Source organism: Pseudothermotoga thermarum DSM 5069, assembly GCF_000217815.1.
Lineage (GTDB): Bacteria > Thermotogota > Thermotogae > Thermotogales > DSM-5069 > Pseudothermotoga > Pseudothermotoga thermarum.
In genome coordinates, this window is record NC_015707.1 from 921018 (window position 1) to 945172 (window position 24155).

The window sequence follows — 24155 nt, forward strand, 5'->3', positions numbered from 1 at the left end:
AAGGACGGGGTGAATCTATGAAAAAACTAGGCTTGTTGATTGCGTTTACTTTACTGGTAATGCTTTTATCTTCATGTGCCAGAGAACCAAGGCAACAGGTTGACCCAGTTTCAAAAGCTGGTGAAGCTGTTTTCAATGAGTTTTTCAAGTATTTGACTGATCAAGCAACCTTTCCAGCAGTTCGCGAAAAACTTGTTTACCTAGCTACATCTCATTCAGATGCTCCTGCAAAAGCGCAGAATTATATTGACAGCATAAAAGAACAGATACCGCAGGATCCGGACAAAATGAGTAGTTATTCTATCATTTATTACGTTGAATATACATCAAAAGGATTCAACTTGGATTCAAAACCAATTGATGTAACAAAAGTATATCTTTTCACCGTGGAATTTCGAAAAACAGGATACAAATACGTGATGCAAATACCACTCATAAGTGTCAGTGGCAAATCTGATCAACTGTTCATGTGCATGGTTTATGAATCTTCTGGAACCCTTCGAACCTTTCCCAGCAGGTGAATTGTTTTCTGACTTTCTGAGTTGAAATTACATCAAAAACCACATGTAGGCGGCACAGCCGCCTTTTTTCATGTGTTCATTTGGTAAATTTACCAAATCGTAACCTATAGCAACAAAAATCGCAAAATAACAGAGTTAACATCATATTGAAAGAGATTGAGCATTTTTTCACAAATGGAGGTGAGGGTTTATGGCAAAGTATCAAGTTACAAAAACTTTGGATGTAAGAGGCGAAGTTTGCCCAGTTCCCGATGTTGAAACAAAAAGAGCTTTGAAAGACATGAAGCCCGGTGAGATTTTGGAAGTATGGATTGACTATCCAATGTCAAAAGAAAGAATACCTGAGACAGTGAAAAAACTTGGGCATGAGGTACTTGAAATCGAAGAAGTTGGTCCAAGTGAATGGAAGATCTACATCAAAGTTAAGTGAGGAGGTGTAAAAACTCATGGTCTGGACGGGATTTGTGATCGGAATCATCTTTGGGATAATCCTTCAAAGAGGTAGAATCTGCTTCAATTCGGCTTTCAGAGATGTATTGCTTTTCAAGGATAATTATTTGATGAGACTTGCTGCTTTGACTTTGGGACTTCAATCGATAACCTTCTTGATATTCGCTCAGACTGGTTTGATAAAGCTTAATCCAATGCCTTTGAACTGGATAGCCAACATCGTAGGTGGTTACATCTTTGGATTGGGAATGGTACTTGGAGGAGGCTGTGCATCGGGTGTAACATATCGCGTCGGTGAAGGTATGACCACCGCTTGGCTTGCGGCCTTGATGTTTGGTTTAACTGCACGCGCTACCGAAGCTGGTTTGTTCTCTGGCTGGACAAAGTGGCTTAGAAATTACAACATAACCGTTCAAAATACATCCCCGCTTTATGCTCCAAAGACTGGTCCTACCATTTCGAGCATGCTTGGTATTAACCCATGGATAGTGTCGATAATCTTTCTTGCGTTGATGCTTTGGTATGCTTTTGGCACAAAGAACAAATCTGAAAGGCCTTCCAAACTCAACTGGATAGCAGCAGCAGTTTTGATAGCAATACTTGCACCAATCGCTTGGTGGGCAAGCGCAAAAGCTGGTAGAAACTATGGTCTTGGTATCACCGGAGGATGGACAAACATCATTTCCGTCTACACGGCGAATGCAAAGTTAAACTGGATCGGAGCAGAGGTGCTTGGAATAATCATCGGTGCAGCCATATCTGCAATCATCGGCAAAGAGTTCAAACTGAGGATGCCGAAAGATCCCAAGACTTACGTTCAGGTTCTTGTCGGAGGATTCTTGATGGGCTTTGGTGCAGCGACAGCCGGTGGATGCAATATAGGACATTTCTTGACTGGTGTTCCACTTTTGGCAATTTCTTCAATAGTCTCGTCGATCTTCTTCATCCTTGGCAACTGGACGATGGCATGGCTTTTGTACGGTAGAGAAAAACAGTGATTAAAAGGAGAGGAAACCATGAAGATTGCAATACAGGTCATGGTACAGCCTTACACGTACCAAGATCTTGATACAGCGATAAAAATCGCCGAAGCAGCTATCGCAAAAGGTCATGAGGTAACTTTGTTCTTGTTTGCTGACTCAGTCATTTGTGTCAACAAAAACATTAAACCATTGAGGATCGACAGGAACATTCCGCAAAAACTGAAGCAATTAATTGAAACTGGCAAATTTGAGGTTCACATCTGTGGCATTTGTATGGATTACAGGGGAATCACCACGGACATGATAATAGAAGGATCAAAACCAAGCGGTCTTCCAGAGCTTGCAAACCTTTTGGCTAACTGTGATCGTTTCGTGAATTTGATGGCTTGAGGTGAGATCATGAAAAAACTGCTGTTTGTCGCTTACCAATCCCCAGTAGGTAGCATATGGGTCAACGAGGCTTTTAGAACGGCTTTTGGGATGTACGGTGAGGATTTAGAACCCAGTGTACTTTTGATCGAAGAAGCTTCAGCTGCGCTTTCCAAAAACACAAAACCAGAACTACTTGGTCTTCTTCCTTTGTCGATTTGCCACAGATACATCAAGAACTATGGTACAAAAGTTTACGCGGTGAAGCAGCACCTTGAAAAGTTCAAAGTAAAAGAACTCGACGAAAATTTCCAAGCAGAGTTGATCGATGAATCTGAACTTTCAGAATTTCTACACAGCTTTGATTATGTAATTTTCATGTGAGGTGAAAAATATGGCATTGATACTTGTCAAGTATGGAACAGATCATCCTGCTGAAAGGCTCAAAATAAAGGTAGCAAAACCAGACGACAAAATCGTTCTTATTCAAAATGGAGTTTACTGGGCACTTGAAAAGATAGAAACACCTGCTAAAGTCTATGCCATAAAGGACGACTTTGTATCAAGAGGATATTCTGAATCAGACTCAACCGTATCTTTGATAAGTTATAGCGAATTCATAGACTTGTTGGAATCCGAGGAAAAGTTCATTGGTTGAAAAAGCTTGTGATAGAATACGAATAGTAATCTCTAGGCCGCGGGTTTGCCCGCAGCTTTTTGCAAAAGGAGGGTATTTGTGAAACGTTCTATTGACGCTGCCACTCTTTTTAAAATACTTTCAAACCAAACAAGGCTTGAGATTTTGATGTTGCTAAGGGATAATTGTCTTACAGTTTTTGAGGTGGCAAGCAAATTGAAAATAGACTTTTCCACAGCTTACAGATACCTTAATCAAATGGTCAAGGCCGGCATATTAACCGTTGTGAAATCGCCGGAAGGGGATAGGTATGATTTCTCATCTGTCCACATTTTTAGGATACTTGAGGAAATAGCCGAATTCGTGCTTGAAAAAGCTGGAAAAAAATCTTCAAATTTCAAGACTTTTCAAGTATTTTCCTCTCATCAAATTCCCACCGAAAAGTTTTTGGATTTATGTGGTCAACTTTGCCCAGTACCTGAGATAATGACCAAAAGAGAGCTTGAAAAACTTCGCCCTGGTGAAACACTCGTTGTAGCATGCGACTATCCACTATCGAAAGAAAGAATAATCAGCTTCTCAGTTAGAAACGGATACGAAGTGAGCGTTGATCAAATTGGTCCTGTAGCGAAAATATACATTCGAAAACCTTAACCAATAGGAACAAAACTCACGTGTTTCATCAAAGTGAAACATTCTTGAGCGTGATTTTCAACAGATTGGTTACTAAGTTGTGAGACCATTAAAATGAGTAATTAGTTTTTTCCAAACAAGGAGTGAATTTGCATGAAAGGAAAGGAATTTCTGAAAAAACTTACTCTCCCATCTGAAGTACGAGAAGTGGTTGACTTAGCACCAGAAGTTGTTGTAGCAGATTCAAGGCAAGAATTGCTCGATTTAGCCCTTGGTGGAGGAAAAGATTTTTTTGAGGTTGGATACGAGGTACCTGGAAAGGGATATGTAGTTGAAGCAACTGTAGTGAAGAGTAAAAACGGGCTAGGGGTGAATTACACCGAACCGTACATGAGGCGTAGGGATCCAGATGCGTTGGTTGTGGGGGATGACAAACCTACGGACAAGCCTACGTTCAAAAAGTTGTTTGGTTTTGACTTTCAAAAGCTTAGAAATGAAACTTTTGAATGGTTGAAAAACCAACCGTTGCTGTTGTTACCCTTTATGGCTGGTGGGCACCAATATGGTTATCCTGCACTTTTGATAGGTCCAAAGAATGCAGGCTTTTTTGCCGGCGGATTAGCTGATTTGCAATTTTTCCTTCCCGCTGATGATGTACCAAACGGCTTTGAGCCAAAACTTTTAATGTTCTTAGCACCCGTTTTCAGACACATTTATTTCAAAGGAAAACAAGTAGTTGTTCATAATCGTTTGGACAGTCATTACGAAATCTTTTCATACAACCTTTATCCAGGTCCAAGCGCCAAAAAAGGAGTTTACGGTTTTCTGCTTCACATGGGAGAAGTAGAAGGATGGACTACGGCTCACGCTTCTGCTGTGAAGGTTGTTACCCCGTACGACACAGAGATAGTGATAATGCACGAAGGAGCCAGCGGCAGTGGTAAAAGCGAAATACTTGAGGAAATCCACAGGCAACCTGATGGAAAAGTGCTGGTTGCGGAGAACATAAAAACGGGCGAGAAATTTTTCCTGGAGATGAAGGAAACTTGCTCTTTGTACCCGGTGGCCGACGATATGTTTCTCTGTCATCCAAGGCTTCAGACCAAGAAAAAGTTAGTTGGAATGGACGCTGAAAACGGCTGGTTCATAAGGTTGGACCACATAAAAGGCTATGGAACAGAACCAAATCTTGAGAGGATAACGATATCACCACCAGAACCTTTGATATTTTTAAACCTTCAAGCAACACCTAAAACTACAATCCTTATTTGGGAACATATCGAAGATGAACCTGGTAAACCTTGTCCCAATCCGAGGGTTATCTTGCCAAAGAAGTGCTTTAAAAACGCCATCAAAGAGCCGGTTGAAGTTGATGTTAGAAGTTTTGGTATCAGAACACCTCCTTGTACAAAGGAAAAACCAACTTACGGTATAGTTGGATTTGTTCAAATCCTTCCGCCGGCGTTGGCTTGGCTTTGGCGTCTAGTCGCACCAAGAGGGCATGCCAACCCAAGCATCGTGGACACCGTGGGAATGCAAAGCGAAGGGGTCGGTTCGTTCTGGCCTTTTGCTTCTGGAAGGAAAGTCATGCTCGCAAATATTCTTTTGAAACAGATCTTGGAAAGTCCGGAAACCAAGTATATTTTGTTGCCAAATCAATACATAGGCGCTTACAAGGTAGGCTTTATGCCAGAGTGGATAACGAGAGAATATCTTGCAAGAAGAGGCGGTGTGAAATTCAAGCCCGAGCGACTTGAGCCAGCCAAATGTCCTTTATTAGGTTTTTCGCTGAAGGAAATGATTGTTGCTGGCGAAAGCATACCAAAAGGTTTGTTGCAGCCTCATTTGCAACCTGAAGTTGGAGAAGAAGCATACATGAAAGGCGCAGAAATTTTACAAAACTTCTTCAGCAGAGAGCTTAGACAGTATTTGCAAGACGATCTTCACCCACTTGGTAGGGAAATAATCGAATGTTGCTTGAATCGCGGAAAACTCGAAGATTATCTTAGTTTGATACCGATGGAACTTTGAAGGCGCAGGAAGATTCCTGCGCCTTTTTAAAAGTTCAGCAATTTGTACTCTTTGGGATCAAGCTCAATTTGAACATGATACGTCGATGAGTTATCGAAAATAGTCTGTACTTGTTCTTTATCCCAAGCGATGTTTTGGATTAGATAAAGTGTTTTTCGACCGCTTTTGATTTTTCTGACTCGCACACGTTGGTTGTCGCAATAGCACAAGTTTAAAGAAGCTTGTTTTGCAATACACCTGTAGATTAAGTGGCTTAAGTCTGAAAGATTGATCTTCTCATTCACCGAAAGAATGTGTTCCAACGGAAAATTGATGAAGAAAACTTTACCGCTTCCAACTTTGTTTTTAACTAGCTGTAAATCTGATTGTCCAAGCTCGATACTTTCAGCAGTTTCCAGGATACTCACAATTGGTGCATAGCTTTTTTCCCATTCGTTGCATTTTTCAACGTTTAACTTCCAAGTTAATCCACCATATTCCAACTTTACTTTGGATGGAAGTGAACTAGTTAAGCCATACCTTAAGTTGAGCTTGCAGCCAATTAAACTTTCGAGATTTTGCGACCATATTCCCTGATGAAAATCGTACTTTCCCCAATAATAACTGATGTAAAGATTTCCACCAGCTTGTACGTATTTGTGCAAATTTTCCCAGGTTGTCGCAAGGTACTTCCTTTCACTTGGGAGTATTATCAATTTATAGCTTTTCCAACGCTTGTAATTTTCTTCTTCCACTAAGTCCACAACAAAACCTGCTTTTGCACACAAAACAGTTGCTTGAAGTAAATGTTTAAAAGTTTCCTTTGGATCGTCAAAGCTGAAGGGATACTGTTTGTTGTAGTAACTTGGAACGAGTATGCAAGCTTCAGCGTTTGGATATTGAATATTCTCTAAACTGTCCACGAAATTTTTGAATTTAACAATTTCTTCTGCCGCTGGTTTTCGTGCGCCATCGACTTTGAATATGCCGAATTTAAGTTCGAATGGATGGTGAAGGTATGGTTTCATATTGGGATAGTTAAAGTCGTTCAAACACCATCCAAGTGCACCTATCGCTCCGTTGATCAAGCAATTTATAAGAACTTCGCGATAGTACAAAGCTATGTTTTCATCTAAAGCTTGCGCGGAGGAAGCGCCGAATTCTTCGTACAGTATCGGTAAATCGTATTGAGATAGGTATCTTATGACAAATTCAGGTATCATACTGTGTCTGTATTCGTCGGTCTCACTTAAATAAACGTGTGGTCCAAGGTAATCGACGATTTTTGAAATTTCTCTCAAATTAAAACCATTTTCACCACCAAAAACATTCCAACAACCATCGCCTGTTCCAACAGGTCTAGTTGGATCAACTGATTTTATAACTTCAACCAGTTTTTTTACCCAATTCAAAACTTTCTCCGGTTCACCTGTCCCACCATACAAAGGCATTTCGTTGGACAATATATATCCGTAAACTGCTGGAGAACTTCGAACTTTTTCAACGATGGATTTGACAAAAAAACATTGTTGTTGCAACATGAATTCATCCATGTACAAATCTCTTTGGTTTCGAAATGGTGGATCAAAGTTTTCTCCAGACATGTGCCCAACGATGAACGTCAAAAGGGTTTTCAAACCATGTTCTTCACACAAATTCAAAAATTTCAAATATCTTTCAACGTGCTTTTCACTTATCTTGTTTGGTTTTGGAAAAAAGGTTGGAAGAAAAAGAAAACTTCGACATATGTTCATACCCAAGTTTTTCATCTCAATAATTTCATTTTCTATAACTTCTTCGTTGAAGTACTCATCTTCCCACATGTACATAGCGCCACTTCTCGACCAATAATTGATGCCAAGAAGAAAATCCATTCATATCACCTCACACGGGAGAAGAAAATTAGCATAAAAAAGCAAAATGCAACAAACAAGCAGGACAAAATAGCAGCCGCTTTCCAAAAAATTCTTGATCCCCTTTTCCAAGACGCATAGACTGGTCTAGGATCTGCAAAATAACCTATCGCCATGCCGGCAAGAAATCCTCCAAGGTGAGCAGCGTTGTTTATGTTGGACCCTGGCATGAAACCATAAACCACGTTGAAAATTATCATCGGAAGAAGTGCCATACCGGTGAATTGTCTCATGAAAATAGGTGTATCGCGCCTGAAACCCAAAGCAAAAAGTATTCCAACAAGCCCAAAAATGGCTCCACTTGCACCGACTGAGATCGACCTATAGTAAAAAACATGGGTTGCCAGATTTCCAACGGCACCAGCCAATAGATAGAAGATCACAAATTTTTCAGTACCGTATATCGACTCGACGATAGTACCAAAATAAAAAAGGGCGTACGAATTGAACAAAAGATGAAGTAATCCGCCATGAACAAACATCGCTGTTATTACTCGATACCATTCCCCTCCGCTTACAAGCGGTCCGTATTGAGCACCTAGTCGAATCAGCAAATAAGCTTGATTCCGAAAGACAGGTATACTACTTAGAAAAAACATAAAAACAGCGATCAAAACGTTGAAAGAAAGGATGACATAGGTTGCTTTCAAATTTCTCAAATTTAGCACCTCCAGAAAAATTATAGCTGAAAAATCTCGCGGGATCTCTTGAATATACAAAAAGGTAGAAGCTTGCAAGTGTGAGTTGCTTATGCTAGAATATATCCAACATTTTAAAAAGGGGGGATTGTTGTGTTGAAGAAACTCTTAATCGTTGTCCTAACATTGATGCTTACGCTGACAAGTTTTGCCAAAACGCCAAAAGATACGCTTGTTATTGCCGCCACAACACAGATTTTCATCTCGCTTGATCCTGCGGTTTGTTATGAAACTTTTGCAGCAGCAGTTGTTACAGCTGCATACGCCGGATTGACAAAACTCGATGCCTCAGGCGATGTGATCAAACCAGTTCCTGATCTTGCCGAAAGTTGGACCGTTGTTCAGGAAGGAGATCGACTTGTATGGACTTTTAAGCTGAGAGAGGGTTTGGTATTCTCGAACGGTGATCCTCTAACAGCTGAAGATGTTGTTTTCTCCTTCAAAAGAGTCTTGATGATCGGTAAATCTCCCGTTTGGTTGTTCAACGAACTTGGGCTGACCAAAGAGAACATGGATGAGACAATTGTGGCGTTGGATCCTCGAACTGTCGTCCTCAAAACTAAAGTTTTGGCTAAAAACATAGTCCTTTCAATTATAGCCCCACCATGGGGAGGTATTGTAAACAAGAAAGTAGTCTTAGCCAATGAAAAAGATGGAGATCTTGGCCAGGCTTTCTTGCTTGACAAATCTCCGGGAACTGGTGCTGGACCGTACACAATTGTTGAATGGAAGAGAAATGAACATGTCATTCTTCAATCAAATCCAAGGTATTGGGCTGGAGAGCCTCCAATTAAGAAAATTATCATTAAAGATGTACCTGAAGAAACAACCAGATTCTTGCTTGTCCAAAAAGGCGATGTTGATGTCGCATGGGGTGTGACGACAGAACAAGCAGCACAACTTCGCGAAAGTAAGCCAAAAGGTATTAGGCTTGTAACAACACCAAGCCAATCGAACGAATATGTTGCTATGAACGTAGGTTGGGGTCCATTCAAAGATCCACGGGTTAGATTGGCGATAAAGTACGCCATCGACTATGATGCCATTATCAATTCAGTTAGAAGAGGCTTTGCTGTATTGAATCAGAACTTTATGCCGATAGGATACTTTGGTTACATTGAATTAAATCCGTTCAAACGGGATGTTCAAAAAGCCAAGCAACTTCTTGCCGAAGCTGGATATCCAGATGGGTTTGAAGTTGAGTTGCTGACGAATCCTACAGAAATAAGACAAAACGAAGCGGTAATTATTCAAGCAAATCTTGCTGAGATTGGTATAAAAGTAAACATCACTTTGATGCCGGCATCTGAAATGTATGCGAAATATAGGCAGCAAGGGCATCAAATGATCCTTGCAGGATGGGGTATCGATTATCCAGATCCAGACGCTCTTGCCAAACCATTTGCAAACTATAGGGTAAAACAGCTTGCTTGGCGCAACATGTGGTATGACGATTATGCAGCAGATTTGGCAGAAAAAGCTGGTGCAGAATTTGATGATCAACGACGTTTAGAGCTTTACAAAGAACTTCAAGAATACTGGATATACAACAGTCCATTCGCTATGCTTTACCAACCGATTGACTTCTGGGTTGTCAGCGATGATGTTGTTGGATTTGAGAAAGCTTGTAAAGGTTATACTTTGGTGTTTGATTTCACCAAAATATCCAAAAAATGAAGCATTGATGGTTAAATCCATAATTCGAAGGGAGGCCAAAGGCCTCCCGTTTTACAAAAAGTAGATGGAGGAGTCTGTACAAAATGAGATTGTATGCATTCATCGCTAGACGTTTGCTGTTAATGTTGTTTGTGTTATTTGGTGTTTCTGTACTTGTTTTTATAATAGCCAAAGTCATCCCAGCTGATCCAGTTGGAGCCATACTTGGAGGAAATGCACCCGTGGATTTGGTAGAGGATTTAAAAAGAAGATTAGGACTCGATAAACCCTTGATGTTACAGTTTCTTGACTATATGTCCGGTTTATTGAAAGGCAATCTTGGTATTTCTTTGAAATCTAGTAGGCCAGTTGCTAAAGACATAGCTGAATTTTTCCCCGCCACCCTTGAACTTGCAATTTCTGCCACCATTTTGGCTGTAGTGCTGGGTATAACGCTTGGTATATTTTCAGCGGTTCACAGAAACAAATTCATTGATCATTTTGCCAGAATTTTTTCCATCTTAGGTGTTTCTATGCCCGTTTTTTGGACGGGGCTTATTTTGCTTTTGATTTTTTATTTCAGACTTGGTTGGTTACCAGGTGGGGGTCGACTTGGACTGTTCACGACTCCTCCAACCCGTTACACAGGATTGCTTGTCCTTGATTCAATTTTAAGTGGAAATCTTGAAGCTTTGAAAGACGCTGTTGCTCACCTGATTTTGCCGTCAATTGTTTTAGGATATTCAGCGACAGCTTCAATAGCAAGGATAACCCGTTCAAGTATGTTGGAAGTTCTACGGCAAGATTTCATAAGGACTGCCAAAGCGAAGGGAATTGGCAAAAGGCTTGTCATATATAGGCATGCTCTGAGGAATGCTTTAATACCGGTTGTGACTATCGTTGGATTGACCTTCGGCGGATTACTCGAAGGTGCAATTTTAACTGAAACAATTTTTGGTTGGCCTGGACTTGGTAGATATCTTGTCAACGCCATGCTTTACTTAGACTATCCCGCGGTGATGGGAGGAACACTTTTTGTTGCTGTGATTTATTCGTTAGTCAACTTAGTGGTTGATATTGTATATGCCGTTTTAGACCCAAGGATGCGTGTATAGGGGTGATTGGCTGTGGAAAATATAGAACAAGTCAAGACCTCAAGATGGAAACCTTTAATCGAAGATTTGAAATACACACTTTATTTGTGGAAAAGAACAAAACTTGCCATGGTTGGTACATTCATCGTTATAGGTTTTCTTTTTATGGCTATTTTTGCCCCTATTCTGGCCCCATATGACCCTATAAAGGTCGATTTGACTAATCGTCTTAAACCTCCGAGTTTAAAACATCCTTTTGGAACGGATCAATTCGGTCGTGATATTTTGAGCAGGGTAATTTATGGAGCAAGAATTGAGGTTTGGATAATTTTTCTGGTAACGGTGATCAGTGGAACCATAGGTTTGGCAGTCGGGATTACCGCTGGTTACTTTGGTGGAATAGTTGATGAAATATTGATGAGAATAACTGATATTTTTCTAGCATTTCCACGGTTAATTCTAGCTATGGCATTGGCTGCAATGCTGGGAAGAGGTTTAACAAACGCAATTATTGCTATTTCTCTAGTTGAATGGACAGTTATAGCAAGGTTAGCAAGAGCAGAAGCCCTAAGGGTAAAATCTCAACCTTATATAGAAGCAATCAAAGCCCTTGGAGCTGGTAATTTGAGAATACTTTTACTCCATGTTCTTCCTATGTGCCTTTCCCCAGTTTTGGTTCAATTGACTTTGAGAATGGGAACAATCATTCTTACGGCAGCTGGTCTTGGCTTTTTAGGTTTGGGTGCGCAACCTCCAACACCAGAGTGGGGTGCAATTGTCAGCGATGGAAGAAACTATTTGGTGCATCAATGGTGGATCTCAACTTTTCCCGGTTTGTTTATCGCGTTGGTTGTTCTTGGTTTTAACCTGCTTGGCGATGGTATTAGAGATATACTTGATCCACGTCTAAGGAGGTAATCAATCTGTGAAGGGCAATTTGTTGAACATAGAGAACTTGAAAGTTGTTTTTTACACTTATCGTGGGGTTGTAAAAGCTTTAAATGGAGTGAAACTTTGGTTGAATGAATCTGAACGGTTGGCTGTTGTTGGAGAAACTGGATGCGGAAAGTCTGTCACTGCGTTATCTATAATGAGGTTGATCGAGCAACCTGGAGGGATTGTAGAAGGAGAAATATGGTTCAACGGGGTTGATTTAACTAAATTAAGCGATGAAGAAATGGATGAATATAGGGGAAAGCAAATCACAATGATTTTCCAAGAACCACTTGCCGCATTGAACCCTGTTTTCAAAGTAGGCTTTCAAGTGGCAGAATCTATAGCTCATGCAAAAGGTATATCTATAAAGGATGCATACGAAGAAGTTCCAAGAGTGCTTGAGATGGTGGGGTTGGATTGGAAAAGAACCATAGATTTATATCCTCATGAGCTCAGCGGTGGAATGGCCCAAAGAATTATGATAGCAATGGCATTAGCCGTTAGACCAAAGCTTTTGATGGCCGATGAACCAACTTCCGCGTTGGATGTGACGATACAAGCTCAGATATTAAAACTTTTAGACGAGTTGATAGCAGCCGAAAGAAATGCCCTAATATTGATAACTCACGATCTAGGCATTGCATCTGAATTTTGTGATAGGGTTGCTGTGATGTATGCAGGAAATGTTATTGAGGTCGCAAAAAGTGAAGATATATTTGCCAATCCATTACATCCTTACACAAAAGGATTGATAGGATCGGTACCAATCATCGGCCTGACTAAAGATTTAAAGGGAATACCAGGTGTAGTACCAGATTTGGTTGATCCACCACCTGGTTGCAGATTTCATCCGAGATGTGAGTATGCCTTCAAGAGATGCTTTGTTGAACTTCCACAATTGTTGAAAATAAATGAGACTCATTACGTGGCGTGTCACTTGTACGAGCAGTAGGAGGTTTCAGTTATGGAGCCGTTGATAAGAGTTGAGAACTTGAAAAAGTATTTTGAAATAAGAAAATCTATTTTTTCAAAACCTTTGTACGTAAGAGCAGTGGATGATGTATCTTTTGACATACCAAAAGGTTCAATTTTTGCCGTGGTTGGTGAGTCTGGTTCTGGTAAAAGTACCCTGGGCAGGCTTATCCTTAGGTTGATAGAACCAACCAGTGGGAATTTGTATTTCAAAGGTGTTAACATCTTAAAACTAGATGGTAAGGAAATGCTTGAATATAGACGTAAAATGCAGATAGTTCAGCAGGATCCATATAATTCCTTGCATCCAAGGAAGCTTGTGAAAGATATAATTGGTGAAGGTTTGAAAATACACTTCAAAATGAAAAGAAATGAAATATACTCCAAAGTTAAGGGAATCTTAGAATTGGTTGGACTTCGGGAAGAGCACATGTTCAGATATCCTCACGAATTTTCAGGAGGGCAAAGACAACGCATTGCCATTGCCAGAGTTCTTGTTCTCAAGCCAGAATTTATAGTTTTGGATGAGCCAACTTCTGCTCTTGACGTTTCTGTTCAAGCTAGAGTTCTTGCTATGTTGAAGGAATTAAAAGAAAATTTCTCTTTAACGTACATGTTTATAACTCATAACTTAGCAGTCGTTGATTACATGGCAACACACGTTGCAGTTATGTATCTGGGGAAAATAATGGAAATAGGAAGCAAAGATGATATCTTTAATCACCCCTCGCATCCGTATACAAAAATTTTGCTGGATTGTGTTCCAAGTGTTGGAACTGGAAGAAGAATTCGGACAGTTCCAAAAGGAGAAATCCCCAGCCCAATTAATCCTCCTAGTGGATGTGTATTTCACACACGCTGTCCAAAAGCAGAAAAAATCTGCCAAATTGAGGAACCAAATTTGTTAGAAGTTTCACCAGGACATTTTTGCAGGTGCCATTTTTATGGGTAACCTAAATATTTTTCAATAAAACCAAGTAACTCAAAGAGATTTTTGAAAATTATTGTTAGCAGTTGATTTTTTGTGAATAAGACTTGATTTTGAACGGATTCTCCGCTCTCTTTTATTATCTGTTTGAAATCACGTATGTCGTTTTTGTTTTTTGAAAGCTGATCAACAAAGTACTCAAGCAAAACCTTTTCCACTTTCTCTCGTTTTTACAGCTTCTATGGCAACATTAAGAGCTAGCAAATAGGTTTGCTCGACAATTTGTTCCATCACTTGTATCATTTGACTTATGGTCTTGGATGATTCACTCAACTGTTTCATCGAACGTTCAAGTTCCGACTGACTAGGAAGATAACAATCATCGCGCTAGACAATGATGCTGCTATCGTTAACTCCGCCGCTAGACCTTCTTTTATAACTACGATTTTTTGATTATCTGTTGTTACCAATTCAACAACTTTATTTTAACAATCCTGTTGTATAAAAAGTTCGTATGGCGAAGTATTCGAATCCTTTCAGAGCTCTCAGAAACAAAAATTACCTTTTGTTCTGGTCGACGCAGAGTATTTCGCTGATAGGAACGTGGATAGACACCACGTTGAGAGGCTGGGTTGGTGTAAACGTTTTGCCTGAAAACAAGGCAGCTGGTTTCATTGGATTGATCGCTTTTTTGAAAGGTTTTCCCACGGTGTTTCTTTCACCAGTCAGTGGGGTTTTGATAGATTGGTTTGGACCGAGGGAAGTATTGTTTCTAACGCAAGTTGCAGATACCATCAACGCTTGTGTCATGGCTTTTTTGGTTTACAAAAATATTCTTACTCCAGCTCAACTTTTGATTTTAAGCGTTTTAATGGGCATATCCGGTGCTTTCTATCTTCCGTCGAGGAACACTTTTATATCAAGTGTTGTTCCGAAAGATTACCTTCCTAACGCACTAGCACTTCATGCTCTTATCTTTAATTTAGCAAGGATGATCGGTCCTTCAATAGCAGGATTCGTTGTTAAATACTATGGTTTATCGTTTGGTTTTATTTTGAACGCCATTTCTTTTGTCCCACTTTTGATCGTTTTACCCACTATACCGACGAATTATCAACGTAACTTAAGCAAAGAACGAGCCTTTTTCAAGGACCTATCAGAGGGTTTAAAAATAGTTGTCAAAGACAAAAGAATACTGTCAACTTTTATATCCCTGACTGTTTACGCTGTGTTCGGCATGCCGTACAGTATGCTTATGCAAGCTTTCGCGAAATCGGCCATGCGCACAGGGCTTGTTGGCTATGGCTTGGTGATGGGTTCAATGGGGCTTGGTGCTTTTGTTGGAGCCATTTTAGCCGGTGGTATGGATTCAAAAAAGGTAATACAGATCAACGAAGAGTTCCTTATACTTGCAATAGGTACAAGTACATTTGTTACTTCCGTTTATCCAAATGCGGCAATTTTCACGTCTTTTGTCAACGGCTTGTGTCAAACTGTATTTTTCAACGTTACCAACAGCAGAACTCAACTTCTTTCTCCGATGCATGCAAAAGGGCGCGTTATGTCTTTGTACGCCCTCATAAACAACGGTGGATCACCCGTTGGTACTTTTGTTTTCGGACTTCTTGGCAACGTAATAGGAATTAGAGCGTCCTACCAAATCCTTGCCCTTGCACTGATTGCCTACTTTGTCATCCACAAATTTTTGATAAAACAACCTGAGACCGAGTCTACTTATTAACTTTTTTCAATCAGAAGCACAGTCAGCAATTCGACTAATTTTTCAAAATCATCCAATGAAATGTATTCTGCATTTGAATGAAGATATTTCACTGCCAAACTTATTGGAACCATTCTTGCGTTGGAATCAACTGCAACCGAGCTATCCGTTCCACCGCCGGTTACGCCAACTTGAATAGGTATGTGGTTTCTCTCGGCTTTTTGAAGAATTTCCATCATTAGGCTGTAGCTACCGATGGCGCTGTTGTCAGCCATTCTCAGAACTGGTCCATTACCCGGAGCCACATCTCCCGTAAGTTGTGAACAACATGCAAAAGAGTCTATGGCATAACATATGTCTACTTTGTGGCATGAAAGAAAAGCTTTTGCGCCTTTTAGGCCTATTTCTTCTTGAACAGTCCAAACGAAGAAGACTTTTTTATCAAGGTTTTCATTCTTAACTTTGTGAAGCACCTTCACAAGGCTAAGGCAACCAAATCTGTCGTCCAAAGATCTTACAGAAATGTATTTTCCGTTCAAAACACTAACGTGCTTTTTGAAAACAGCGTAGTCTAAAACTTTCACACCCATTTTTATGGCTTCTTCTTTGCTTTTAGCTCCAATATCGATGGTCAAATTGTCAATTGGCTGATTCCCACCGAGGTGAGGAGGAATAGCTCCAATTACTCCATCCAACGAGCCGTTTTGAGTTATTATTTGAAGATGAGATCCCAAAAGCAACCTATCGTCAAAACCACCGATCTTTTTAAAAGTCAAAGTTCCATCTTGTTTGATTCCTGTTATCAGCAAACCGATTTCGTCCATATGAGCCATCAAAGCCACAAACTCTTTTCCGCTGCCTATTTCAACTATCAGATTTCCAACGTTGTCAACTTTGTACGGCATATCTTTTGGCAACATGTTTATGATTTTTTGCCTTATCATTTCTTCCCTTCCAGAGATTCCAGCAGTTAAACACAAATCAACAAGCTCGTTTATCCAATCTTTTTGCATACTTTCATCACCCCACAAAATTATACCAAAACGTTAGCATAACAAACTATTATTCCATCTCGCAAAATTTCTTGGACATTGATTTGATCTTTTCTATACAAAAAAGTATTAGAAAAACGGAGAAAACCAAAGGTACTCCAAAACTTGTCAAATCAACAAGTAAATCGTTTTTCAAAAATAGCTTGAGAAATTCTAGGCGCTCAATTCGAAGAGTTATCGGGAAAACCAAACCAAAAGATGCTGCAATTGTAAAAACTTGTATCCGCAAAATATGTTCCATCGATAAAATTTTTGAAGGATTCATTATTTCTGTTGCTTTTTTATGCTTTAACGTAACATCAACTCCCATCACCGCAGCAAATAAATACAAAACAAAAACGGCAGGATAAAGCAAATAAAAGATACCGCTAACTTTTAAAAACAATTGAATCAAAATTGATGAAGCCATGAATACACCGCAAAATAGCAGTGGGGGAAGAACGATCTTTGGAATTAACAAAACTTTTGCTTCAACCGGCATAGTTTTTGGTATTGGCCATACGTAAAGTTCTTGACCGACAAGCAAAGCCGAACATACAGAGACGTACAAAGAACTCATGAAAATAACAAAAATAACAGAAGTTGCAACCGATTTGGTGGTATAACCAAGGATCAACCAAAGGATGATAGGATAAAAGAACATCATAACCGTTTGACTTTGCCTTAAAAGAGTCTTGAGTTCTTTTTTCATCAAGCCAAAATTGTTGGTGATTAAAAGCGTTCTCTTTGAAACACTTTTTTGATTTTCTTCGAAAGTCAGTCTATCTGCCATTTTAAGGCTCAAAAACCATGTCAACATGCCCAAGAGAAATAAACTAGCGAGGTGCGCATAACTTCCTTGGATTATGTAAACTGGCCAAATAAAAATATTCAGATGGCTCAACAATTTTTCACCGATTTGGACAAAGCTTTCAAGTTTGCCTTCCAAAAACTTGCTGAAAAGTTCAGGAAGCATTTGAGTAGAAACTAAGAAGATCACAACGCTCAACAAGAGTGTGACGACGTTTACTGTTCTGGCGGTTGATTTTCTCATCAATAAACCAACCGATGACGCCAGAATGAGTGAGAGAGAAAAAACAAAGAAAAACATCAAAAGCCCAGAGATTGTTGCAAGGAAAACATTTCTTCCGGTGGCAATCGAATAAGCTATGAAAACAGAAAAATACATAACAGCAGCGAAGGCTTGATTTACAAAGGTTAATATCATTTGATAAAGTGCTATGCTTGATCTTTTCAGAGGATAGCTTAATAACATCGTTATTTCTTCGTTCTTTACAAAAGAACTCACCAAATTTGTAAAAAGGGATGTAAAAAATATCGCAGTGATCATCGTCAACCAATAGGAAACGATTATAGTTGGAAAGTCAAGGCCGTCAATCACAACGTGAAAGGTTTGTTTGAAAAGTTCAAAGAAAATCACCGACAGCGGTATACCGTAGACAAATGCAAAAGCCAACGCTAGCAAAACGTTTCTTGGAAGCTTTCTTTCGCTTTTTCTCGGGAAGGAACCCTTAAGACCGTATTTGAGTATTATCAAAAGCTCGCGCATTTTTACAGCTCCTTCACGATTTGCAGTATGTTGTCTTCGCTGCTTGTCAACTTTAAGAAGATATCTTCAAGACTGCCCTGGGTAGTTTTGGAAAGAAGCCTTAACTGTTCCATGGTGCCTTCGGCAATCAACCTACCTGAGTTGATTATCCCAATTCTTTGACACATTTTTTCCGCTATTTCCATGATATGAGTTGTCATGAAAATTGTGCAACCTTCTTGAGAATATTTTAGAAGAAGCATTTTTAAGATTCTTGCAGATTTCGCATCCAAACCAACCGTCGGTTCATCGAGAAATATAACTTTTGGTTTTCTCATCAAAACACTTATAAGGATAAGTTTTTGTTTCATCCCATGCGACATTTCCAAGATCAGCTTATCAAGGTAGTCCACGGAAAATGCTTCACATAACTCCCTTATTCTAGAGTTTGCTTGATTTTTGTCGAGTCCATAGATTTCGCACACAAAGGAAAGAAATTCATGCCCTTTAAGGTACGGATAAATCTTTGGTTCCTCTGGTGCTACACCTATCATTTTCTTTATTTCAAGCTCACTTTTTTTCATATCCAAACCAAGTATTCTTATTTCACCAAAAGTCGGTCGCATGGTGCCGGTTAGCATTCGTATTGTTGTCGTTTTTCCAGCTCCGTTGGGACCGAGAAAACCGTATATTTCCCCTTCTTCCACTTTAAGATTCAATCCGTCAACGGCTCTAAATTTGCCAAAATCCTTTGTCAAATTGAAAGTCTCAATCGCGACCACGGATTGTCCTCCTTTTTCTAAAGTTTTTCTGCCGCAAGAGATGCAAGCTGAGATCTTTCTCCTTTCACCAAAGTTATGTGTGCCACTAGCTTGTTTCCCAAAAGCTTTGAAGCGGCGTAAACCAATCCGTTGCTATCCTTATCCAAATAAGGTGTATCGATTTGATAAGGATCTCCTGCAAGAACGATTTTTGTGTTTTCTCCGGCACGCGTCAAAATCGTTTTTACTTCGTGTGGTGTCAAATTTTGCGCTTCATCTATGATCATGTACTGGTTTGGAAGGCTTCTTCCCCTCATGAAAGTAAGAGCACTTATTTCCAAGATGTCTTTCTTCATGAATTCTTTAAGGCTCATTCCAACTCGATCGAATAGAAATTCCAAGTTGTCCATTATTGGTTCCATCCAAGGTTCTAACTTTTCCAGCAAGGAACCAGGTAAATACCCCACATCTTTCCCAACAGGAATCAACGGTCGGCTCACTATGATCCTTTTATACCTTTTTTGGTTGTAAGTTTTTTCAAGAGCGCAAGCCAAGGCTATCAAAGTTTTGCCTGTACCAGCCATACCAACCAGTGTAACCAGTTTTACATCGTCATCCAAAAGTGCATCCATGGCAAAAAGCTGCTCATCGTTCAACGGCGAAATTCCCCATATTTTATCGGAACTTTTGATAGCAAGTTGTGTTACCGTCCCATTTTTGACTTTGAAAAAACCGTTTGGACATTTAAGATAGTGATTTTCTGGAAAACCTTCAATTTTTTGCCCAGGTTCAACATCTTTGTCTAAAACGGAATATCCAGAAGAAAGCGTTGAAAGGTTGGATCTGTCCGTTAAATAATCTTGCGCTGGTATTCCAAGAGCAGAGGCTTTTACCCTCAAACTTATATCTTTGCTCACCAGAATTGTTGGAATATTCGAGGATTTCGAAAGGAGAACTACATAACCGAGAATCCAGTTATCAAGGTATTTTTCGTAAAGAAAACTTGGTGTTTCTTTTTTTCCATCCCCTACAACCATGATTATCAAATTTCCTCCGTTTTCCAACTTTACTCCTTTGGATAAATCGCCTTTGCTTCGAAGCAAATCAAGTTCTCTTATAACCTGCCTTGCCGATTTTCCAACTGAGTCAGACCTGCGTTTTAGTTTGTCCAACTCTTCCAGAACTGGAAGGGGAATTACAACATTGTTGTCTTGAAAACTGTAAATTGCGTTTGGATCGTGTATCAAAACGTTTGTGTCAAGAACGTAATTTTTCACCATTCCGATCCCCTCCAAACGCGGATTAAATCTTCAAACTGAGCTTTGGAAAGAAATTTTGCAAGATTTAGGAAAACTTTTGCGGTTATCATTGCGTCGTCCAAAGCTCTATGCGTTGGCTTTGGGAGCTTAAACTTTTCGGCAAGCCATGCTAAGCTCTTCTTTTCTCCAAACACCATCTTTGCCATTTCTTGGGTATCGATATAAGTTACTGTGGGAGGTAGCATTCCTATCTCCTTTGCGGAGATGTCAAGGAAGGATAAATCAAAATACGCTCTGTGAAAAACTATTATCGAACGATTCAGAAAAATCCTCAGTTGTTCAAAAACGTGGTCAATTTCCGGTGCATCTTGTATATCTTCATTGCTTATTTTATGAATTTTTTGAATAGTGGCAGGTATCTTCACATTTGGGTTGACCAACGAGTGATAAATGGAACGCCTTAAGATTTTCCCTTTGAAAATTGGAACCACTGCAACTTCAATGATTCGATCGCCTCCAAGCGGATCTGTCCCTGTGGTTTCCGTATCCATGGCGCAGAAGAGGTTTTTTTCCAAAAAATCGTTCATGCCCCATCTTCCTTTTTTATGTGTACATCCAGCTGTGGATATGGTATCTTGATACCTTCTTTTTCAAGTTCTTGTTTAATACGATTTGCAAGGGATATTTTTGCTTCGAAAAAGCTTTCTCTTCTAACCCAGAAAAACACCTCAAAATCAATTGAAGAGCTTGAAAATGCACTAAAATCAACAAAGTTTGTGACGTTTTCTTTCACAACCAACGGCTCTTCCTCTATGCATTTTTTGAGTATTTGCACAACCTTTTCTATGTTCGAATCGTATGGGACGCCAACTTTTATACTAACTCTTCGCACTGAATCTGGCCAGAAATCTATCACTTTAGAATTCCAAACTTGTCTGTTTGGGATGATAACCTTTCTTCCGTCGAATGTTCTGAGAATTGTGTAGTTGAAATGTATTACCTCTACCGTTCCGGTTGTTCCTTCGATGTCAACCACTTTGCCTTCGGACAACTTTCCAGTCACAAGCACAAGTAGACCACTGAAAAAGTTCACCAAAGGTTCTTGCAAAGCCAAACCAATTACAACTCCCGCTACACCGTACGCAGTCAGATATGGAATCAAGTTGACTTGCCATATGTTAAGAATAACCATCAAAGCAATCAAACCCACCAACAAGCCAAGAATGAGTCTTATGGTGTTCTTAAGCTTGAGTTCTTTACGAAATTTGTAACTCAGTTCGTAAAAAAGTCTCAAAAGCATTTTGTAAATCGCATAAGAAATAACACAAGTTAAAAGTGTCTTGACTAGATTTACCAAAATCGAGCCCATTCGAGTATCACTCCTTTTTGAATTTTACCATGGGCTTTACACTAAGAATGACGGATGCGATGATTAAGAAAGGAATAATTGTATCAAGATGCCGCAAATTTATACCAATACTTTTTCATCGAGCATATAATGCGTAATACATCCATTTAAGCATGGGATATGTTGTGCTCGATCAAGAAATTAATCAGATGTGAGAGTTCGTGAGCTTTGTGAGTCAGCAATGACAAACGTACTATTATAGCTTCTTATCCTCTTAATTTTCGCTGAACATAGTATAATATATTAAGCGTTAAAATTCACAAAAAACAGGAAGGAGTTTTATGCCGTCGGAAACAAGCTCGATAAAATTGTATTCTTTTATCTCTAGTTTCATCAGGGAAGTGAGCAACGTTAGAGAGCCTGAAAAACTTCTGAGTTCACTTGTTAGAACGATCCAAAGGATAGTTGGATCTGAAGAAGTACTGATAACAGATGAGAAGATGCATGCCGTATACGCATCGAAAAATAACGTAACACTTGGTGAGGAAGAAAAAAACATGATACTTTGGAGCGTACAAAAAATGACGGTAAGTGCTATACCAATCCAAGACAAGATTTTTTTGGTTGCACCGCTCTCTAAATCCGATAGAACACTTGGAGCTCTTGTGATCGCGCTAAGTCAAGAACCTTCCTTTGAAATTTTTGAACTGGTTAAGCTTTTTGCCTTTTTATCAACTGTTATTCTTGAAAACTTAAAACTTTACGAAAGTTTGGAAAGGCAGCATCAAGTTGTAGAGGAAACAATGAAGTACATGCAGCAAATTTTCAATTCTTTCCCACAAATGATCGTTGTTTTGGATGAGGTTTTAAACCCGGTTTTTGCCAACATTCGATATGTTGAGAACGAGAACAACGAAGAGTTGATCAACCAAATAAAGCAAGTTGCCGTAAGAACTTTTACTTTGAATGAAAAGCAATCTCAAGAAGTGGAGATAAAAGGAATATTTTATTCGATAATTGCCGAACCTATTGAATATGAAGGACAAAGACAAGTGCTTGTGACGATCACCGATGTTACAAACACAAAAGAACTCGAGAGATTGAAACAGATTGATGCGCTTAAGACCGAATTTATTGCCAACGTTTCTCATGAACTTAGAACACCTCTGGCTGCGATAAGAGCATACGTTGAAACGATCTTGAATTCTTTGGATGAGTTAAACAAAACAATGCTTAAAGATTTCATGAAGACGGTTTTCGACGAAACTTTGCATCTAGAAAATCTTGTAAATCAAATCTTGGATTTTGCAAAAATTGAACAAAAAACGCTCAAGTTGGAAAAAACTTGGTTCGATTTGGTTGAGCTGTGCCAAGAGGTTATCCAATCTATGGGAGAATTTGCCAAATCAAAGCAAGTTAGCCTTGAATACGAAGGACCAGATCAGCTTATCGTATTTGCAGATCGTATGCGGTTAAGGCAAGTCTTGATGAATTTGGTCAGCAACGGAATAAAGTATTCCAACCCTGAGAATCGCTACAAGTACGTCAAAATTAAATTGGAACGCCTGAACGACTCTGTAATCATTGCTGTGAGCGACAACGGTATAGGCATACCAAAAGAATACCAAAGCAGAATCTTTGAAAAATTCTTCCGAGTGCAATCTTTCAAAGACTACAAAGTGGAAGGGACAGGATTAGGTTTGACAATCTGCAAAGAAATTGTAGAATTGCACGGAGGAAAAATTTGGTTCGAAAGTGAACCCGGAAAAGGCAGCATATTCTACGTAAAGCTAAACATAGGGGAATAAACAATGCAGTTGAAAGACTTTATCGATAAAATCGAACAATTACCGACACCTGATCCCGTGGTGCAGAGAATAATATCGATAGCTTCAGATCCAAATGCCTCAGCGAAGGATCTGGCTGATGCTATGAGGTTGGATCCAAGTTTGACGGCGAAGGTTTTAAGGCTTGTCAATTCAGCGTATTATGGTTTACCAAGAAAAATAGCGAAGCTCAACGAAGCAATAATGATTCTTGGGTTTAAAACGGTCAGAAATTTGGCATTAAGTGTTTTCACCTATAAATCTTTAACTGGTTCTCGAAATTCAAAAATCGATCAACTTGCACTTTGGAAACATTTTGTAGGAGTTGCTGTAGCTGGAGAATTACTTGCGCATATGTTGAATTATCCAAATAGAGAGGAAGTGTTTGTTGCAGGATTACTTCACGACCTGGGAAAACTTGCTTTAGATTATATATCTCCTGAAAGCTTTGCAGCAGTTGCAAAAGTTACCAAAACGCTACAGATATCTTTTTTTGAAGCTGAAGCAAAGCTTAATATACCGCAGCACACGGCAACGGGTTCATTGCTCGCTGAACGGTGGAATTTGCCCGAAATCGTTACACAGCCAATCAGCGGGCATCACGATGTGAAAAGCTTTTCAGACTCGGTTTACGCAGATGTAGTGAGCATGGTACACATAGCGGATTTTGTGGTCAACACGTTTAAATTTGGAGATTCCTATACTTACGGTGGTTTAAAACTATCTCCGGACGCGTTGAATGTGTTGGCTATAAAACCAAAAATGCTAACAAATTACGTTGATAAGCTCAAGGAAAGACTTGCAACTGCTGAGGAATTTTTGAGCATCGACAAAGCGGTGGAAGTTTAAGGTAAGGAGGTG

25 protein-coding genes are annotated in these 24155 nt (G+C 39.6%); 16 read left to right on the plus strand and 9 right to left on the minus strand.

Going from position 1 to position 24155, the window contains the following annotated elements:
• The first annotated feature begins 17 nt into the window (after nt 1–17).
• The 8 genes from THETH_RS04770 to THETH_RS04805 all read left to right on the plus strand — a co-directional run bounded on the left by THETH_RS04770 (nt 18) and on the right by THETH_RS04805 (nt 5624).
• Nucleotides 18–521, plus strand: coding sequence for a hypothetical protein (locus THETH_RS04770; RefSeq protein ID WP_013932245.1), 504 nt, complete (start codon nt 18–20; stop codon nt 519–521).
• 190 nt (nt 522–711) lie between these two features.
• Nucleotides 712–951, plus strand: coding sequence for a sulfurtransferase TusA family protein (locus THETH_RS04775; RefSeq protein WP_013932246.1), 240 nt, complete (start codon nt 712–714; stop codon nt 949–951).
• A gap of 16 nt (nt 952–967) precedes the next feature.
• Entirely contained in the window at nt 968–1969 is a 1002-nt protein-coding gene (locus THETH_RS04780) for a YeeE/YedE family protein (protein ID WP_013932247.1), read from the plus strand.
• 18 nt (nt 1970–1987) lie between these two features.
• Nucleotides 1988–2344 (plus strand): DsrE/DsrF/TusD sulfur relay family protein, encoded by a 357-nt coding sequence (locus tag THETH_RS04785; protein WP_013932248.1) that lies wholly within the window; start codon nt 1988–1990, stop codon nt 2342–2344.
• Nucleotides 2345–2353: 9 nt separating this feature from the next.
• A complete protein-coding gene (locus tag THETH_RS04790; RefSeq protein WP_013932249.1) occupies nt 2354–2707 on the plus strand; it encodes a hypothetical protein in 354 nt (117 codons plus the stop codon).
• A gap of 10 nt (nt 2708–2717) precedes the next feature.
• The gene (tusB, locus tag THETH_RS04795) at nt 2718–2981 is read left to right on the plus strand and encodes a sulfurtransferase complex subunit TusB (protein ID WP_013932250.1); all 264 of its coding nucleotides are present in this window, start codon (nt 2718–2720) and stop codon (nt 2979–2981) included.
• 147 nt (nt 2982–3128) lie between these two features.
• Complete coding sequence (locus tag THETH_RS04800; protein WP_157723382.1) at nt 3129–3614, plus strand: sulfurtransferase TusA family protein; 486 nt, start codon at nt 3129–3131, stop codon at nt 3612–3614.
• A gap of 132 nt (nt 3615–3746) precedes the next feature.
• Entirely contained in the window at nt 3747–5624 is a 1878-nt protein-coding gene (locus THETH_RS04805) for a DUF4914 family protein (RefSeq protein ID WP_013932252.1), read from the plus strand.
• Between the two features lie 26 nt (nt 5625–5650).
• Here THETH_RS04805 and THETH_RS10295 read toward each other — a convergent pair whose 3' ends face one another.
• Nucleotides 5651–7477: a glycoside hydrolase 5 family protein gene (locus THETH_RS10295; protein ID WP_013932253.1), complete on the minus strand. Its 1827-nt coding sequence runs from the start codon at nt 7475–7477 to the stop codon at nt 5651–5653.
• Between the two features lie 5 nt (nt 7478–7482).
• Nucleotides 7483–8175 (minus strand): rhomboid family intramembrane serine protease, encoded by a 693-nt coding sequence (locus THETH_RS04815; protein ID WP_013932254.1) that lies wholly within the window; start codon nt 8173–8175, stop codon nt 7483–7485.
• 132 nt (nt 8176–8307) lie between these two features.
• On the opposite strand from THETH_RS04815, the gene THETH_RS04820 reads away from it, so the two are divergent.
• The 5 genes from THETH_RS04820 to THETH_RS04840 all read left to right on the plus strand — a co-directional run bounded on the left by THETH_RS04820 (nt 8308) and on the right by THETH_RS04840 (nt 13824).
• The gene (locus THETH_RS04820; protein WP_013932255.1) at nt 8308–9891 is read left to right on the plus strand and encodes an ABC transporter substrate-binding protein; all 1584 of its coding nucleotides are present in this window, start codon (nt 8308–8310) and stop codon (nt 9889–9891) included.
• 83 nt (nt 9892–9974) lie between these two features.
• Nucleotides 9975–10985: an ABC transporter permease gene (locus THETH_RS04825; protein WP_013932256.1), complete on the plus strand. Its 1011-nt coding sequence runs from the start codon at nt 9975–9977 to the stop codon at nt 10983–10985.
• A gap of 12 nt (nt 10986–10997) precedes the next feature.
• Entirely contained in the window at nt 10998–11882 is an 885-nt protein-coding gene (nikC, locus tag THETH_RS04830; protein ID WP_013932257.1) for a nickel transporter permease, read from the plus strand.
• Nucleotides 11883–11889: 7 nt separating this feature from the next.
• Nucleotides 11890–12852, plus strand: a complete 963-nt coding sequence (locus THETH_RS04835) for an ABC transporter ATP-binding protein (protein ID WP_013932258.1) — start codon at nt 11890–11892, stop codon at nt 12850–12852.
• Nucleotides 12853–12864: 12 nt separating this feature from the next.
• Nucleotides 12865–13824: an ABC transporter ATP-binding protein gene (locus THETH_RS04840; RefSeq protein WP_013932259.1), complete on the plus strand. Its 960-nt coding sequence runs from the start codon at nt 12865–12867 to the stop codon at nt 13822–13824.
• 174 nt (nt 13825–13998) lie between these two features.
• Here the strand turns inward: THETH_RS04840 and THETH_RS10490 are convergent, their stop codons facing one another.
• The gene (locus THETH_RS10490; protein WP_083815663.1) at nt 13999–14142 is read right to left on the minus strand and encodes a methyl-accepting chemotaxis protein; all 144 of its coding nucleotides are present in this window, start codon (nt 14140–14142) and stop codon (nt 13999–14001) included.
• Between the two features lie 172 nt (nt 14143–14314).
• Between THETH_RS10490 and THETH_RS04850 the strand changes: the two genes are divergently transcribed.
• A complete protein-coding gene (locus THETH_RS04850; RefSeq protein WP_013932260.1) occupies nt 14315–15541 on the plus strand; it encodes an MFS transporter in 1227 nt (408 codons plus the stop codon).
• Here THETH_RS04850 and THETH_RS04855 read toward each other — a convergent pair.
• Genes THETH_RS04855 through THETH_RS04880 form a run of 6 tightly spaced genes read right to left on the minus strand, consistent with a single transcriptional unit; the run spans nt 15538 to nt 21489 of the window.
• Entirely contained in the window at nt 15538–16533 is a 996-nt protein-coding gene (locus THETH_RS04855) for a M42 family metallopeptidase (RefSeq protein WP_013932261.1), read from the minus strand. The genes THETH_RS04850 and THETH_RS04855 overlap by 4 nt on opposite strands.
• 49 nt (nt 16534–16582) lie before the next feature.
• Nucleotides 16583–18121: a hypothetical protein gene (locus THETH_RS04860; protein ID WP_013932262.1), complete on the minus strand. Its 1539-nt coding sequence runs from the start codon at nt 18119–18121 to the stop codon at nt 16583–16585.
• Between the two features lie 2 nt (nt 18122–18123).
• The gene (locus THETH_RS04865; protein WP_013932263.1) at nt 18124–18882 is read right to left on the minus strand and encodes an ABC transporter ATP-binding protein; all 759 of its coding nucleotides are present in this window, start codon (nt 18880–18882) and stop codon (nt 18124–18126) included.
• A gap of 17 nt (nt 18883–18899) precedes the next feature.
• Nucleotides 18900–20141 (minus strand): PhoH family protein, encoded by a 1242-nt coding sequence (locus THETH_RS04870; protein WP_013932264.1) that lies wholly within the window; start codon nt 20139–20141, stop codon nt 18900–18902.
• Nucleotides 20135–20707 carry a 3'-5' exonuclease gene (locus THETH_RS04875; protein WP_013932265.1) on the minus strand — a complete coding sequence of 191 codons (573 nt, stop codon included), beginning with the start codon at nt 20705–20707 and terminating at the stop codon, nt 20135–20137. The genes THETH_RS04870 and THETH_RS04875 overlap by 7 nt, the downstream gene beginning before the upstream one ends.
• On the minus strand, nt 20704–21489 hold the full coding sequence (locus THETH_RS04880; RefSeq protein WP_013932266.1) for a mechanosensitive ion channel family protein: 786 nt from the start codon (nt 21487–21489) through the stop codon (nt 20704–20706). Before THETH_RS04880 ends, THETH_RS04875 begins: the two co-directional genes overlap by 4 nt.
• A 320-nt stretch (nt 21490–21809) precedes the next feature.
• On the opposite strand from THETH_RS04880, the gene THETH_RS04885 reads away from it, so the two are divergent.
• Both THETH_RS04885 and THETH_RS04890 read left to right on the plus strand, forming a co-directional pair.
• Nucleotides 21810–23276, plus strand: coding sequence for a sensor histidine kinase (locus tag THETH_RS04885; RefSeq protein ID WP_013932267.1), 1467 nt, complete (start codon nt 21810–21812; stop codon nt 23274–23276).
• A 3-nt stretch (nt 23277–23279) separates the two neighbouring features.
• On the plus strand, nt 23280–24143 hold the full coding sequence (locus THETH_RS04890) for an HDOD domain-containing protein (protein ID WP_013932268.1): 864 nt from the start codon (nt 23280–23282) through the stop codon (nt 24141–24143).
• Nucleotides 24144–24155: the final 12 nt, after the last annotated feature.